The sequence below is a fragment of the Novosphingobium soli genome, from assembly GCF_042432915.1.
Classification (GTDB): domain Bacteria; phylum Pseudomonadota; class Alphaproteobacteria; order Sphingomonadales; family Sphingomonadaceae; genus Novosphingobium; species Novosphingobium soli.
This window is the reverse complement of sequence record NZ_JBHLWK010000013.1, coordinates 22,356-37,867: the sequence shown is the minus strand read 5'-3', so window position 1 is coordinate 37,867 and position 15,512 is coordinate 22,356. Positions and strand designations below refer to the sequence as shown.

Genomic DNA, 15,512 nt, shown 5'->3' with positions numbered 1-15,512 from the left:
GACAGGCACGTAAGGGAGGCGGCGCCAGCGTTGAATCGCGCCTAGTCGTCGATCTTGCCGGTGGAGAGTCCTTCCATCCACTCACCGAAGCTGTCCGGATCGGCATCGCCGTGGCCGAGATCGACGAGGAACTGCGCGGCACTCGCGCCCTGCCCGGGAACGAGACCGGTCCAGTAGCCAGTCGCTTCCAGCACGTCCTTCGTGGCGTGCTGGGTTTCTTCGCCTCGGGCGAATTTGCCGATGTCCCCGCCCACCCTCACCAGGCTTTCGAGCGAGCGCTGCAGGGGCGAAATCGACGTGCCGGTCCAGCCGCTGCCGCGGACCGCATTCCAGGTAGGCTCGAAGACGTCGCGCGCCACCGGGATGGGCCCCAGCGAATTGGCAAGGAGCTTGCGAGCAAGCCACTGCGTCCACCACTCGTCGTCGTCCGGGCCGGCCGGCGCCCCTACGGCGCCGCGCAGGATCTCCGTCAGCAGCGGCGGCAGGATGAGCAGGAAGAAGGCGCGCGCCGCCAGCCGCGGCATGTTGCGCGGCCGGCGGACATCCTCGCCCCGCAGGTCCCGCGCCAGGGTGCGCTGGCGCTGGTAAAAGGCCGAAAGGTAGCTGTAGAACATGGTCATCAGCTTGAGGGCCTCTCCCCACCTGCCGGTGCCACGCTGGATCGCAGCTAGATCCTTGGGGCCGGCGGCGCCCTGTGATTGGCGCACGGCCTTGTCCCCGGCATAGGCGGCATCCGCCTCGCTCATCCCCGCCACGATCGCCTTGTCGTAGGCCGCCATCCACGTCGGAACGCTGACCAGCAGGTCCAGGTAACCGATGCCATGGAAGAAGTACTTGCGACCGTCCAGCACTGCCGCAGCCGCCTTCGATGCCGGGTCCTTCAAGGCCAGGCGCGAGATCTCGGTGCGGATGTCCCGGTCCAGCGTGTTCAGGCGGTGGCGCACCTCGTCGGAGCGCTCCATCACCGCCTTGGTGTGCCCTGGGATATCCCGATAGAACTGCGCCATCGCCTTCGCCATCGCGCCCTCGCCAACCACCTCCATCGAGTTGGCGTAGCCGGCAAGCTGGGTGACCATGGTCGTGGCGCGCAGGCCCATGCCCACGGCGGTGGCATTGGCGCGCATGTAGCCCAGAAATCGCCCGATGCCCTCGTTGCCGGCGCGCTCCATCGCCCAGCTGTTCGCGACGTACTTGACCCAGGGCCGGAACTGGTTCCCGATCTCGCGTCCGACCGCAGCGTCAACGGCGCGCCGGACGCGCTCGCTCGACAGGAACCGGTTGGCAACGATCACCGCCTCGCGATGGGTGATGTCGTGGATCACCTCGCCCAGGTGCCGGTTGATGACCCCCAGGTCGAGCAGGATCGGACGCTTCACCTGCTCGTCGCGCGCCTTGGTCGAGGAGGCCCGCGTGGTCGCCTTGGTATAGCCGCCCTCCAGGATGTCCCGCTCTTTGCCTGCGTTCTCCTGCGCGCGATAATCCCGGCTTGTGTCGTATACGGCAGGGTAGTAGCCGCCCCGCATCTGCCCGTTGGTGCTGGTCGCGAACTTGCGGGCGCGCACCTTGTCCGGGGCGACGCCGTTCATCTTCTTCTCGAGCTCGGCGATGTGAGGCCATAGCGTGTCGATCTCGTCCCAGACCGACTGGACGAACTGCCACTCCTCCTTCGTCAGCGTCGCATCGAGATAGCCCATCAGGGCGCCGCCATTGAGCCGATAGCCGTCGGCGAGGCGCTGGAGGTTGCCCTCGTTGCCCACGTTCAGCGCCATTGCGAGCAGCTGCTGGCGGTTGAGCACCATCGGCCGCCCGCTCTCCACGTCGATGAATGGCAGAACCATGCGATCCTGCCATCGCGCCGCGATCTCCTTCGGCACCGCCTCGAACAGGCGCTTGATGCGGCCCTGGTAGTCCTTGACCATGTCGGCCTCGCGCGCCTGTGCGGCAGCGATCGGGCGGAACACGATGCGGTTGAAGACGCCATTGGAGTTGCCGCCATCGAGCCAGTCGAACACGGTCTCCATCTTCAGCAGCGAGGCGTCGATGCCGGCGATCCGGCGACCAAGGCTTTCCCACCACCGCGGCTGCGCAAGGTCGTCTGGCAGCTTCCCCGGAAGGTTGGCGGCCGCGTCTACCGCCTCCTGCTCGATCGCTTCCCATTCGCGCTCCTCCTGCCCGTCCAGCAGCGACTGCTTGAGGCGGCCGAGATGCAGGATCTGCTTGATGGCTTCATCGAGCATCAGGATGTCGTCGACCGGCATCCGCGACCAGTTCGTCATGCCGATCGTCGCGGCAAAGGATTCCGGCATGACGACGTCGAAGCCCTCCGCCTCCCGCGCCGCCGCCCAGGCGGCAAAGCTGCCCTTCCGGCGCTCGTAGACCTGCGACCGGCGCTTGAGATCCACGGCCTCCAGCAACATCTGCGCCTGCTCCAGGTAGTCCTGGTCAACGGCCTTGCGCGTCTTCGCCTCAGCCACGGCCTCCATGCGCTTGCGAGCGACCTCCACCTCCTCCGCTGCAGCATAGGCCTCCGCTGCCATGGCGTTGTTGAGCATCTGGAACTGCTTCTGCCGGTAAGCCTCAGCATGGTCGCCGGCCAGCAGCGCCGCCTCGGCAGCCTTCGCGGCGCGGGACGCATTGCGAGCATGGCGCACCAGCGCACCGGGAGACGCCACATCGATCCACTTGCCGGCGCGCACCTTTCCCCGCGCCCAGTCGCGTGCCACCTGATACGGCAGCGGGCCCCGGCCAGTACGGCGGCCAAGCGCGCGGATTTCCGACGAGATGACCTCCCCCAGCATCTCCGACTGCACGGCGCCAAGCGCCTCCTGCTCGATCGACCCGTCGTTCAGGGGATCGCCATAGCGGCGGTTCATCTCCGCGTCGGTTGCGGTTTCGATGGCGCGCTCGCGCATCGACCGCTTGTCGCCGTTCTCGCGCAGCTCGCGATGCACGCGCTCCGCGCCGATCAGCGCCTCGAGCATGGTGGTGGCGGAGGGATACCCCGCCAGCTCGGCGATGTTCTCCGGGTTCACGCCCCCATCGACGAACAGCGGAGGCACGCGGCGCGGCAGCAGGTCGAGCGCGTCGAGGCCAAGGCGGTCGACGATCCACTCCTTGCTGATGCGGCTGCCGTCTCGCCTTGGGTCCATGGCCGCCAGCGCCCGGAAAAGCGGGCTGGCGTCAATCCTGCCCTCTTCCTCTGCGCGCACGGCGCGCCTGGCTTCACGGTATCGTTCCGTCTCCCGCCGACGGATGGTCGACATGACCCGTTCCAGCAGCTTCGCATGCGCGGCGGCGTTCGCATCCTGCGCCTGCGCCTGGTAGGCCGCGAACTCGGCCTTGCTCATGCCCGCTTCGGCGGCATCCTTGAACAGCTCCTCGATGCCCTGCCGTTCGCGCGCCGCGGCGATCTCCTCGTCGCTCGCCAGCATGCGGTCGAAGACCTCGCGGATCTCCGGTGTGATCTCGCTGCGCAGCTGCGACACGGCCTTGTAGATCGAAAGCATCCACTGCCGCACGTTCTCGAAGATGCGGGTCAGCGCCGTGGTTGGCGCCTTGCCTTCCATGAAATACCGCTCGATCCCGCGTGCGAACAGCTCGTGGGCCCCGACCGGGATCACCCCATCTTCGCCGATGGGGTGGCCGGAATGCGCGAACCATGAACGCACCGTCTCCCAGTCGGCACGCAGCTGGTCGGGGGCATCGTCGAGCGCAGCGTCGGCGGCAAGTTCCTCCAGCCACGTGTGCCCCAATTCGTGGATAGGGGTCGACAGATCGCGGCCCTTGAACAACTCAATGACGCGGCGGTTCTCTTCGAACACCACGCGGCCCCGCGCCTCCTGGAATAGCTGCCGCCCCTTGAACGCATCCACCGCTTGCTGTACGGTGAAACCGGCTGCGGCCCCCGTCGCCTGCCTTCCGAGGTCCTCGGACCGGAGATTGAACGCGGGGGTCGTGGCCGCCTCAAATCCCTCAACCTGATACTGGCGAAGATCGCCACCGCCCTCCGGCCGGTACAGCACCAGACGCACCGCCGTCGGCACTCCCCCGATATCGGCCAGCGCGACGGCATGAGTATAGGTGCGATCCCCATCCTGTCGCTGGGCGAACGGCACCGCGACGCGGACGATGTCAGGCATGTTAAGCGCCACGCCGTAGCGCATCGCATCGTCGGCGAATGCGGGCTTCGAGAAGATCGCCTTGCGGGCGCGGTTGAACACCACCGCCTCGCCGGTGGCAAGCTGGGCAGTCTCGCGCTTCACCTCCGCATCAAAACGGCGCGCGGCTTCCGCCATCGGCAGATCGACCGGAGCAATGGCGATGGGCGTCAGCACGACGTCGCCATGGAACTGCACCGGCAGACTCCGGCCGCCCTTGTTCTCCTGCGACTGATAGAAGCTGCGGCCGGATGCGGCGCCCTGATCCGACATTGCCTCGACCGCGTCGCGGATCTCGTCGTCGGTCATGTTGGCAGGGGCGAAGCCAGCACCCTCCAGCGTCTCGCGCAGATCTTCGGCGGAGGCGCGGACATCATCGGTCCGCGTCTCAGCGTATATCGGGCGGCCCGCCAGTTCCTCGCCGATGGCGTCGAGCAGCCGCTGCGTGTCCAGCGTGGACGGCCCCTGTTCGCTCTCCAGGTTGGCAAGGTCGGGAAAGTACCCCGCCGTGATCGCGGCCTGCAGGGTGTTGTCGAGCCCGAAGTCGCCCATGCCGGACGTGCCGCCCACTATGTCACCCTGCCGCGGGTCGAAGCCGGTGATGTAGCGAGACGGCACGCCCATGGCGGCAAGATCGCCGCCGACATCGTTGACGCCGCCGCGCTGGCGAATGAACTCCAGCAGCGTCGGGCCCGCGCCATATTGAGCAGGGCCGCCGGTGCGCAACGCGTTGATGACAAGGTCCAGCCGGTCCGCGCGCACCGCCTCCGCCACGCCCTCTGGTAGCACCTGCCGCACGACAAGGTCATCCAGATCGTTCGCGCCAAGCTCCATTCCCAGCCGCTGCGCTCTGGTCTGGGCGCGCTGGACGGCGATCTCGGCATATTGGCGCGCCACTGGCGAGGTGAAGCTCTGGCCGAACATGCCTGCGACGCGATCGACGAGCGCCTCGCGCGTGGTCCGTTCCGCCCGGTCGGCCCTCTCCGTCTGGGCCAGGTCGTCCGCTGCGGCGGCGATGACATCGTCCATCGCCTCTTCGAAGGTCTGCGCCTCGCGCGTGGACATGCCACCTTGCGTCAGCCGGACGTCATCCTTGATCGCCTCCCATGCCGGCGTGCCCACGACATCGGTCAGGAAGTCCTCGATCGGCATGACGACGTCGCCGCCACTGATCGCCGCCGCCTCCGCATCGGTGGTGCGCAGCGGATCATTGTCCGGATCATACGACTCCGACTGGTTGAACGCGCGGATCGCCTCTCCGGGGATGAAGACGGAGGTGGAGCCTGCTTCGTTGGCGTGCTCACGCATCAGCGTGCGGAAGCTCTCCGGATCACGCTCCTTGAGCTTCGAGGCGCCAGCCGCCTTGGCCGCCTTGTCGAGGAACGTCCGTTCGCGCCGAGCCTGCCGGGCCTCGCTGACCCGGGCTGCGACGGAAGCGGTGGCGTCGGTCGCGCGCTGCGCGGCGCCGATCAGGGCCGTCGTTGTGCCGGCGCCACCGATGACCGCCAGCGAGGTCTCGACCGCTGCCTCGGGGCGCTCCTCCGCGTATTGGCGGAAGGTCTTGTTCTTGTTCTCGGGCAGGTACGCCCAATCGGCGAAGTCCTGCACGACCGTGGCGACGTTCTCGCCAACGAACTCCTGCCCCAGCTCCTTGACGAAGGCCTTTCCCCATGGCGTCTTGCGGCTGATCAGATCCACGAGTGTGCTGGCCGGCAGTCGCTCGGTAAGAACCTCGGTTCCTCCCTGGATGATGCCGTACCGCAGCGCATCGGGGGCGGCGCGGCCCTGCGTCAGCGCTTCCTGATAGGCGGACGCTCCCGTGGTCCCGCCCATCATTCCAGCCGCGATGCCGGGCGACCGCGTGACTGCGCCGACCCCGAGCGCGGCTACGCTCAGGGGGATGCTCTCGATACCCTGCAGAATGCCTGACGAAACGTAGCCTCGCCCCGTCGGTCGCGCTGCGTCGGCACGACGCGTGTACTCCGAAGCGTACGCCGCCTCGCGGTCGAGGATTGCGCGACCGCCGCTCGGGTTGGCGAATGGCACGATGAGCTCGTCGATGGACCGGAACAGGTCCGTGATGCCCTTGGCGCCGCGGTTCATCCCGGCCTCGAAGGCGCCCGGAATGCCGCTGACGAATCCCTTCAGATCGGCCCAGGCCGAGCCGAGGAGTCCGAGGCTGTCGGTGTCGTCCGACGCCATCGCCGCGCCGCGTGGGTTCTGCGCCGCCCAGCGACCCACGGCCTTATCGCGGCCGGCGAGATCTACCATCCGCCGGACCTGCAGAGAGCGTTCCGCCATGTCCTCATTTCCCATCACGTCGATGATGGGGGAGCGCGTCTCGCGGGCAATCTTCTCGGTGCGGGCGACGGCGTCTGGCGGCGGCGCAATCGTCAGGCCATCGCGGATTTGCTCATCACGCTGACGAGCTATCTCGCGGTCAATCCACGTGCTGGTGGTCGGGGCGGCCGAGGGCTGACGCGACGTGCGCGCCCCGGGAAGGTAGGATTCCAGTTCGGGGAACGGTGTCGACATAGGGCCTCGCTTGACGAGGTGACCCTATGGGCGGCATTCACTGCGTTGAATCGCGAGGAAGGTGTATGATCGAGATCATCGACGATGTCCCGTACGAAGAGGCCATGCGCGCAATCGCGAACCGCAAATACCATATGATCGTGGACCGTGGCCTAGCTACCAGTGCTTTCGGAAGCTCGGGCTCGCGTCTGACGAATATAGTCTTTCTGCCGTATTTTTTCGTAGCCGGCGCAATAGTAGCTATCTTCTATAGCTGGGTCTTGGCCATTGCCTGTCTCGCACTTGCTTTCCTCTCATTTAAGCTGCTACGAAACGTCGCGATTGGCTGGGTGCGCAGGCGAGCTGTCCGAGATCCGGCTCTGTATGAGATCTTCGCGCGCAACCGCGTCGTCTGGTTCACGCCTGTGAAGCTACCTTAACTCCCGGGTTTCCCCATCGCCTCCCAGGCCTTCTGTATCTCGTCCTCGCTCGGGTCGCGCCCATTGGCAGCTCGGAAGCTGCGTACGATGATACCGCGATAGTTGGGCGACAGCACCTCACTCGACCGTTTCGTGCCGCCGTCCATGCCGAAGACGGAACCGACCATTTTCACTGACCGCGTCGCATCACGGAAGAGGCGATCATAGTCCGCGTCGCTTAGCTCCTTCTTCCCCGCCTCCTCGGCCGCGCGCGCCTCCATGTATCGCCGGATGCGGAATCCTTCGGTCGGATTCTGATCGACTTCGACGCCAACCCACTTCTTCGCGCGCGTGATGGCGCCATCGATCTTGCTGCGCAGGTCGAGCGCCTTGGGGTTGCGGAGATCCTGCTGCGCTTTCACTTGCGCCGTGGCCAGTTCGTCGTATTCCGCGGGCGTCATGTAAGGTCGGTACTTCGCCAGGTTGAGCCCCGCGAACTTCGCCTGATCCGCGATGCCGCCCGCTGCCATGCGGTGCAGCGCGACCACCTCATTGCCGTTCGCTTCAGGCGGCCTCGGCTCCAGCAGCCTCTTCTCGATGTTCCGGAACTGGATCTGCTGCGCCGGCGCGAGCGAATTCCAGGTGTCTCGCGGGATCATCGAGGTGCGGAAGTTGTCGCCGGCACTGGCGAGCACCGAGGTGGCGCTCTCGTCGGCTGCGCGCCGCTGCTCCGCCAATAGCCCTTCGTCCGTGGACATGCGCTTCGTCCACACGTTCTTGACCCGCTTGGTTGCCTCCGGGCTCCACCCTTCCTCAGCCGCCTTCTTCTCGATCGTGTCGAAGACGGCGGCCTTGTCCCACGACCGGGGGGCGTTGTCGTAGCTGGCTGCGCCGCCAAGCCAGCCCTTGGCCTTCTCCTTGTGGGCGCCCAGGATCTCGGCAACATGGGTGCGGACCGTGCGGTTGCCGTCGCTGGCGTTGTAGCGCCCGGGTTGGCCGGCGTTGATGGTGGAGTAGAGGTCCATCACACCCATTCCGCGCTTGAACCCGCGATCCTCAAGGAAGTCGCCGACGGCCTGCGTCCATCTCTGGGGGTCGGAGGACTTGTCGATGCCGTATTTCCGGCGCTCCTCGGGCCCGAACTGGATCAGGCCCATGTAGCGGCCGCCTTTGCCGCCCATGATCGTCGGTGAAAAGGTGCCGCCCGTTTCGTAGGACATCACCGCCGCCACATCGGAAGGATCAAGGCCAAAGCGTTTGGCGACGTTGATCGCCACACCCTGCCATGGCCCGGGCGGGGTCCCGGCCGGGCCAACCCCTTCGATCGGCGCGACTTGGATCAGGTCCGCGCGGTAGTCGTCGACGCGCTCCTGCAGCGGCCCCTGCATGCGCTCCAGCATCTTGGTGTAGAGATCGCTGGTCATCTCGTCGCGGTAGGCAGTCAGGTATTGCCCGACCTCGTCCATATCGGGATCGGGGTGCGCGAACATGCGGTCGAGCACGCCCCCGTGCATCTTGGAAAGCGCTGCCTTCTCGGCCACGGCGTAGGCGGCGGGCATCGCTTCTTCGTCGAAGCCGTCGAACTGCAGCTGACGGCGCACGCTGTCGCGCAGCTGCAGCCCCGACTGATCGCGGAACTGCGGGCTGTCGGAGGAAACGGCCGCGTCGATCAGCGAATCCTGCTCCACCTGGAAGCTTGCGCTCGTCTCGGCCCGGCTCTCTCCGAATGCGTGGCTTGCGCCCATGCGCCGGGCCGTGCCGTCGATCTCGACCAGCCCCTGCTCGATCATCTGGCGCATGCGCGGCGATGTCGCCGAGTTCATGACCTGGCTCCGGATCTCGTCGAGGCCTTTGTCGAACGCCTCCTGCCCCGCGCGGGCAGCGCCCAGCTTCAGCCCCTTGTACTGGTCGAGCGCCGATGCGTACTGCCCCCTCGCCTGGGCGAGCGCGAGGCGAGACTGCGTCTCGTCGTTCTCCAGGTTGATGTGATCCTGCGTGTCCGCCAGCTTGGCCAGACCGGCGAAGCCCTCGGCAAGGATGCCAGCCGCGGTCGGGCCACTCGGGGCCTGGAAGCGCTCGCCGGTCGTGCGGACGGGCCGGACCTGCCCGGGCTCGTAGTTGGGTACGCGGGGCACGTCAGTAGATCCCGTCGTAGCCGCGATCGTACGTCTGGGCCGGTTTCATGTTGGAGTACTGGTTGGCCACGCTCAGCAGCGAAGAGCCCGCATCGAATGCACCCTTGATAAGGGCGGCCGTGCCGGCCTGCCGCGACGCGCGGGCCTGCCCCTTGTAATTCGAGCCGGCGATGTCGTGGCCGCGAAGGTTCTCCGCGCCCTGCCGGTAGATGCGGTCGACGTCCTCGCGCCCCAGCATCTCGGTGTCGTCGACCACGGCCGCCGCCGTGCCGAAGTCCACCCCCACGCCGCCCGCGGCCGCGCGGGCCCGCTGCGCGCCCTTCATCTGTCCGATCTTCCGGTAGTGGTCGAGCGCCGCCTCCCGCGTGTTCTGCAGCTCCTGCTGTCCGGCCTCGCGTTCCATGGCCGCGTTGCGGTCGGCGATCTTCGCCTGGAAGCGGGCCTGCGCATTCGCGGCCAGTGCGCCGGTTGCAGCGCTGCCGGCCGCCATGACGCCGGCGATGATGGGGAGTGCCGCAGGACCGCACATCAGCCTCTCACCTTCTCGAAATGCCGAAACTCGACGCCACGTACGATCACTGTGTCCTCCTCGACCTCGAACCCCCAGCGCTCGAGCAGTCGGATCGCGCGGGGGTTGCGGGCCGACACTACGTTCCGCAGCCGCCGGCATGAATCGCTCAGCCGCGAGACGAACCCTGGCCCCCACATCATTAGCTCGCGACCATGGCGGTAGACCTCGTCGGTTCCCAGGAACCAGGGCGTGCCGATGCCGCCGATGAGATCCTCGATCACGACACCGAACATCGCCTCCGGCCGCCCATCCACCAGCGCAGTCCAGGCGCGCGTGCTCGTCGCATGCGCCAGCCGCAGCGCCTCCTTGCCGGTCCGACCCATGGCCTCGCATTCCTCGCGGTCGACGGCGCGCATCCGGTTGGCGATCGTGTTGATGTGCCGTCGCTCGGCCGGCACCACGGCAACGCGACTACGCACCGTGAAGAACCACGTCGGGGGCCACGCCCAGGACCGTCAGCGGCAGCGGAGCATCGGAACGCACCCACACGCTGATGCCGTCGGTGGTCTTGTTCTCCATGGTCACCACGTAGTCGCCGGTCATGAGATCGTCGGGCGCCCCGTAGGCTTCGTCCACGCGGCTCTTGATGAGGTTCAGGTGTGCGGCATCGATCCCGGCGTAGACCGACCGGCTGTCGCGGAGGGTCAGCACCGCATCGCCGGTCTGCTGGATCCGGCCGACATTCCACCCGCTGCCGGGCACGTTCATGCGCAGCGGCAGCGTCTCGATGTCCGCCGTGTACGGGATGCCGAACGTCACCTTCCGGGCTGTCGGCTTGACAGCGGGCAGCGTGACCGTGCCGTTGGTGACGGTCAGGTTGTAGACGGCAACACCATCGACGAGGCCCGCCACGGTCCTCCCCTCCAGGTGCCACAGCCCTGAGAACGTGGCCTGCGCCTCTTCCAGCTCCGCAGAGACCGCGCAGTCCAGATAGACGCAGTCCGACACGTCGGCCCACAGGTGCGGCGCCAGCCGCTCTACGAAGCGGCGGCTAACCCCCTGCACCTCGCGCTCGACGATGAAGTAGACGCGGTCCTCGCCGTCTTCCGAGATCGAGATGCAGTCGAGGAACCTGCCGTCCGTCTCGCATAGGGTCCAGCCCCAGACGTTCTGCTCCTGCTCCCAGGTGAAGCACAGCAGCTTGCCGTCGGACCGGCAGGCCCAGATCAGCGAGCGCGGCTCCTGCGCATAGCACCAGGAGACGATGTCGAGCCCCTCGAAGAAGTGGGGCGAGAAGATGGACACGTCATTGGACTTCTGCCCGTCGACGTCGAACGAATAGAAGATGGTGCGCACCGCGTTGCCGACGCTGGGCCGGTAGAACACCACGTTGTCGACGACGATCGCCGGCAGCCGCGAGGCGCCGCGCCCGATCTGCCGCTTCACCGCAGGCGGCGCGTTGCCGGTCAGGATCCCGCCTTGCCCATCTCCATCCACCGTGAAGATCGAATCCGACGAGAGCGCCAGCAGGCCGGTGGTCGAGACGAGCTGGTTGATCGAGTTCACGCGCCCCGCCACGATCGTGAAGGACAGGCTGTCGTTCTCGCGCAGGGGCTGCGAACGGTCCATGTTCTCCAGCTCGGCGCCGCGCGCGGCCCAGACGCCGTTGGGCACGTTGCGCGTTCGAGCCCAGAGCGAGCGCTGTTCGAACAGGGTGACGGTCGAGGGATAGTCCGCGGCGGTCTCGCCGAAGGGATTGAACGCCTCGGGCGGGGCCTGGTCGAGCGCGGGGCCAATGTTGTCGTCCCGAAACGTCGTGCCGGCGGTGGTGCCGATATAGCCGAAAAACTGGGAGTTCTCGGCCTTGTAGACCTTGTACCGATCGGCGCCGGCCGCCGCCGCCCAGGTGATGGTGTTGTAATTGCGCTTCAGCGTGAGATCGTTGGTGGCCGTGGCCTTGTTCGACGCCCGGCTTTCCAGTCCGTTCTCGTCGACGGCGGTGATGCAGTAGGAGGCCGGCTGCGGGAACAGGTTCTCGCCATCGTTCTCGTCATCGACGTTGGGCATGCTCGCGACCACCGCGCAGCCCGTCGGCGCCGAGAGGGACGGCCCGAAGGTCACCCCGATGAACTCCCAGGACGTGTGCCCCTCTCGAACCAGCTTGGCCGGCGGATGGTCGAGATGGGCAAGGTACATCGTGTCGGCGGTCTGCTCGAAGTCCAGCTCCGCCAGCTCCACGCCGTTGTAGGACGATCCGACCTGGTAGACGCGCGAGACCCCCATCAGAGCGGCTCATCAATCGGCTCGAGGCCGCTCTTGCCGGGGCGCACGATGACCGGAGGCGTCGGAGGCGGGACGACAGGCGGGACGACAGGCGTGTCGGGGTCGGGCTCGGGCGCACTCGTGCGCGTGATGCCGCCTGCGGCCGCTGTGAACGGCGGCAGGCCGCTGGTATCCGCGTCGATCGTGAAGCTGTTGGCGCTCGAAACGGACACGACCCGCCAGATGCGTCCGTTGAGCAAGGCGCCGATCTCGCCCGCGATACCGGAGAGATAGACCCGGTTGCCGGCCTCGTAGCCGTGAAACGCCGCGGTCACCTGCGCCTGCGCTGCATTCGTCACGTTGGTGATCGCCAGCTCGTCTTCGACGATCCTGCCACCCATCGCGAGCGGCGCCATGTACCCCTGCCCCATCTCCAGCGCATAGGTCTGGGTCAGCGAGAACTGGAACGGCAGTAGGCGATTGGGCTTGCTGGCGTCCAGCACCTCGCCGACGAGGTGCGTGCCCGGGCGTTTCGCCAGGCCTCCGTACTTGAGCACCATGACGTTGCGCGCGCGGCGCACCGCCGATTGGTAGGCGTCCACGTCGAAGCGGCCGTGGAGATGAGGGGCGAGCTCGCCCTTGGAGAAATTCGGCTGTGAGGCACGGAAGTTTGGCATCAGAGCAGGCCCAGGCGCGCCAGCTCTGCCTCGGAGGTGTAGGCCACCTGCCGCTGCGTCATCTTGTTCTCCTCGTGGGCGATCGCCGCAGCACGCGATTCGCGAGCCAGCGGAATGAGGGCCTGCTTCACCTTCGGGTCCTTGGTGAGCGGCATGGAGATCCGGACCGCCAACTCGTTGACGAAGGCCTCCTGCATCAATGCTCCCAGTTCGGCCGCCTGGAGGCTGGCCGCGGTGTAGATCAGCGTCGCCGTTTCCACGTTGCTGTAGATCTTGCCGCCTTCCAGGAGGAAGCGCAGGCCTTGCCCCTCCTGCGTCGGGAAGTTGTACGGCCCGCCCTCCGGCAGGAAGTGCGCGTCATCAGCCTGTCGCCGGATCGCCAGGGGCGTACCCATGTCGGACGGCTTGGCGTAGGCGTGGAGCCATTCCGAGGGGCGATCGTTCGGCAGCTCCGCCAGCGCGACGCGGCGTCGGCCGAGCGGCATTTGGTCCGACCACGCGATCATCTCATCCAGGAGCGGCTGCGCGAAGCGAACGCACTGCTTGGCCTCCGGGGATGCCTCATTCAGGCTGGCGATCTCGCCCTTCGCGATGTTGGCGAGCGCCCGGTTGCAGAGTTCGATCAGGCTGGCCATGGCGCGGGTGTACGGCGCGGTCCCTGGGTGTTGAATCGCTACGGCTCGAGGGCTGCGATCCGGGCCTCATGATCGGCAGCGGCCGCTTCCAAGGCGGCAATGCGGGCTTCATGGTCGGCGATGGTTGCCGCCTGCGCCGAGACGAGCGCCTGCAGCGCATCGATGTCCGCCTCCGCGAACGCCAGTCGCGCCTCGACATTGTCGGTCCGGGCCTCCACCGCCGACACGTCGTCGGCAAGCAGCCCGATCTCGATGCCAGAAGCGGCGCGGACCGGCCCCGGTGTGACCTGCTCGCGCCGCTCTGGAATGCGGGACCTGTTGAGGGGGTTGCCTTGCTTCTGGAGCATTGCGAAGTCGGCCCGGGCGGGAGAAGGCGCCCGGGCCTCCCCGTCACTTGCCGACGGCAGCGGCGCGCAGCGCGGCGGCAAGATCCTTCTGGCTGACGCCCTCGAACGGAACGCCCTTCTCCGCGGCGATGGCCTGCAGGGCTTTCAGATCCAGCTTGTCGTAGTCGGGATCCTGGCGGCTGTTCGGGTCGGCCGCGACGCGCGCCGCCTTCTGGCCGGCCTTCTCTTCGCCCACCGGTTCCATCCACGATCCCTTCGGAGCCGTCGTGGTGAACGTCTCGCCGGCGTTGATGTAGCGCTTGCCGTCGAAGCCGTCGGCGGTGGCGCGGTACGTCTTGGGGGTTGCTTCCTTGGACATCGCAGTGCCTCCGATCAGAAGTTGGTCTGGCGGGCGGCCACGACGCCGGCCGTGATCGCGCCGGTGGTCGGCGCGGTCCCGGTGATGTCGTAGTAGAGCCGCACGTAGCGCTCGTTGGTTCCCTCGACGAAGCCGTCGGGGAACTCGAGCATGCCGCCGGCCAGCTCGGCCAACAGGTAGGTGCGCTCCGCCACGGCCTTGGGCGAGCCGAAGGCCGGGTCGTTGTCCACCTGGAGGACCAGGCGCAGCGACGTCAGGTTGTTGAAGGCGGCTGCAACCATGATGGCCAGCGGAACCTTGCAGTCCCCCTTGCCGATGTCGCGAACGAGAGCCACCGCGGAGCCGAACGGCGTGCCGGTGGCGCCCAGGTCGATGATGTTGGTCGACGGTGCGTCCGCGGTGATGGCCTGGCCGTCGCTCAGCAGCGTCTGCTTGTCGAAGATCATGTGAGTGCTCCTTTCGCTACCGGCGTCAGACGACGCGGGCCTCGGTGTTGAGGATGCTGTCGGTCTCGCGGATCGGGAGGCCGCGCCAGGTCGTCAGCATCTGGCCGTCGATCCCTTCCGATTCGGTCAGGCGAACGCCCTTGTTGGGGTCGCGCGACTGGCGATCGAGCCGAGCCATGACCGTACGGTTCATGTAGATCACCGTGCGCCCGGTGCTGCCCATGTCGAACTGCGGATCGCCGGTGCTGCGATCATAGGTCCGCGTGCCCTGCAGCTTGTAGTAGGCCGAGATCATCAGGTCGTTGATGTCCGTGCCGTTGATGTCCGACACATCGATGTTCGCGATGCGCGCGTTGTAGCGCCAGTCGGCGACAGCCGTGCCCACGTGGTCCGTGAAGATTTCTTCCTTCACGTAGTAGGGGTTCATGTTCTCGTCGAGCGTGCGCTGCTCGCCCTTGTCCTCGCGCTGGACACCGGCCGGAATGCCTTCGGGCGTGATGAGCGAGGTGGCGTGGTCACCCCAGGTGACGAACCAGATCGAGGTGTTGTCGGAACCGGCGCCGCCGCCGTCGACAATCTGCGACGAGGCCTTGCCCTGCGTGAGCGAAGAGTAGCGCGGCGCCAGGCCGTGGAACTTGCGCCCGTTCACCGACACGTCCGAGTAGAAGAACGTCTTCTCGAACTCCTGCACCATCGTCTCCAGGTGCGGGGTCGCGTACATCATGCGGATCGCCTCGGGATCCTTGGAGATGTCGAGCAGGCGCGTGTCCACCGACGAGCGCCCCTGCAGCATGCCGGTGGTATCCTCCACCTGCGTGTAGCCGGCCTTGCTCTGCGGGATGCCCTCGTAGAGCGCCGTCCATGCGGCCGTGGGCAGGCCGGTCAGCACCATGTGCTTGTGCTTGGTGCCCTGGTTGCAGGTGATGACGTTCGCGTCGGCCTTGACCGGCGAGATCTTCCGAAGAGCGTTCACGACGACGGCCCGCGCCATGTCGCCAGCCTTCAGCGCGTCGATGAGCTGGATATAGGTGTTGCCAATGGTGGCCATCGG

General features: G+C 66.9%; 12 protein-coding genes. 1 reads left to right on the top strand and 11 read right to left on the bottom strand.

The window, feature by feature from the left end; all coding sequences use genetic code 11:
• Positions 1-41: 41 nt before the first annotated feature.
• The gene (locus tag ACFFJC_RS10705; RefSeq protein WP_379487498.1) at positions 42-6,692 is read right to left on the bottom strand and encodes an LPD22 domain-containing protein; all 6,651 of its coding nucleotides are present in this window, start codon (positions 6,690-6,692) and stop codon (positions 42-44) included.
• Between the two features lie 65 nt (positions 6,693-6,757).
• On the opposite strand from ACFFJC_RS10705, the gene ACFFJC_RS10700 reads away from it, so the two are divergent.
• Positions 6,758-7,111 (top strand): hypothetical protein, encoded by a 354-nt coding sequence (locus tag ACFFJC_RS10700; RefSeq protein WP_379487497.1) that lies wholly within the window; start codon positions 6,758-6,760, stop codon positions 7,109-7,111.
• On the opposite strand, the gene ACFFJC_RS10695 is transcribed toward ACFFJC_RS10700, so the two are convergent.
• From ACFFJC_RS10695 to ACFFJC_RS10650, 10 genes are read right to left on the bottom strand one after another with little or no spacing between them, the layout of a single operon-like run.
• Positions 7,108-9,225 (bottom strand): lysozyme family protein, encoded by a 2,118-nt coding sequence (locus tag ACFFJC_RS10695; protein WP_379487496.1) that lies wholly within the window; start codon positions 9,223-9,225, stop codon positions 7,108-7,110. The genes ACFFJC_RS10700 and ACFFJC_RS10695 overlap by 4 nt on opposite strands.
• 1 nt (position 9,226) lies before the next feature.
• The gene (locus ACFFJC_RS10690; protein WP_379487495.1) at positions 9,227-9,754 is read right to left on the bottom strand and encodes a virion core protein, T7 gp14 family; all 528 of its coding nucleotides are present in this window, start codon (positions 9,752-9,754) and stop codon (positions 9,227-9,229) included.
• Complete coding sequence (locus ACFFJC_RS10685) at positions 9,754-10,215, bottom strand: hypothetical protein (protein ID WP_379487494.1); 462 nt, start codon at positions 10,213-10,215, stop codon at positions 9,754-9,756. Before ACFFJC_RS10685 ends, ACFFJC_RS10690 begins: the two co-directional genes overlap by 1 nt.
• Positions 10,208-12,019 (bottom strand): phage tail protein, encoded by a 1,812-nt coding sequence (locus ACFFJC_RS10680; protein WP_379487493.1) that lies wholly within the window; start codon positions 12,017-12,019, stop codon positions 10,208-10,210. Before ACFFJC_RS10680 ends, ACFFJC_RS10685 begins: the two co-directional genes overlap by 8 nt.
• Complete coding sequence (locus ACFFJC_RS10675) at positions 12,019-12,675, bottom strand: hypothetical protein (RefSeq protein WP_379487492.1); 657 nt, start codon at positions 12,673-12,675, stop codon at positions 12,019-12,021. Before ACFFJC_RS10675 ends, ACFFJC_RS10680 begins: the two co-directional genes overlap by 1 nt.
• Complete coding sequence (locus tag ACFFJC_RS10670; RefSeq protein WP_379487491.1) at positions 12,675-13,310, bottom strand: phage connector family protein; 636 nt, start codon at positions 13,308-13,310, stop codon at positions 12,675-12,677. Before ACFFJC_RS10670 ends, ACFFJC_RS10675 begins: the two co-directional genes overlap by 1 nt.
• Before the next feature lie 38 nt (positions 13,311-13,348).
• On the bottom strand, positions 13,349-13,657 hold the full coding sequence (locus ACFFJC_RS10665; RefSeq protein ID WP_379487490.1) for a hypothetical protein: 309 nt from the start codon (positions 13,655-13,657) through the stop codon (positions 13,349-13,351).
• A 43-nt stretch (positions 13,658-13,700) separates the two neighbouring features.
• The gene (locus ACFFJC_RS10660) at positions 13,701-14,015 is read right to left on the bottom strand and encodes a hypothetical protein (RefSeq protein ID WP_379487489.1); all 315 of its coding nucleotides are present in this window, start codon (positions 14,013-14,015) and stop codon (positions 13,701-13,703) included.
• A gap of 14 nt (positions 14,016-14,029) precedes the next feature.
• A complete protein-coding gene (locus ACFFJC_RS10655) occupies positions 14,030-14,461 on the bottom strand; it encodes a Bbp16 family capsid cement protein (protein ID WP_379487488.1) in 432 nt (143 codons plus the stop codon).
• Between the two features lie 25 nt (positions 14,462-14,486).
• On the bottom strand, positions 14,487-15,509 hold the full coding sequence (locus ACFFJC_RS10650; RefSeq protein ID WP_379487487.1) for a major capsid protein: 1,023 nt from the start codon (positions 15,507-15,509) through the stop codon (positions 14,487-14,489).
• Positions 15,510-15,512 lie beyond the last annotated feature (3 nt).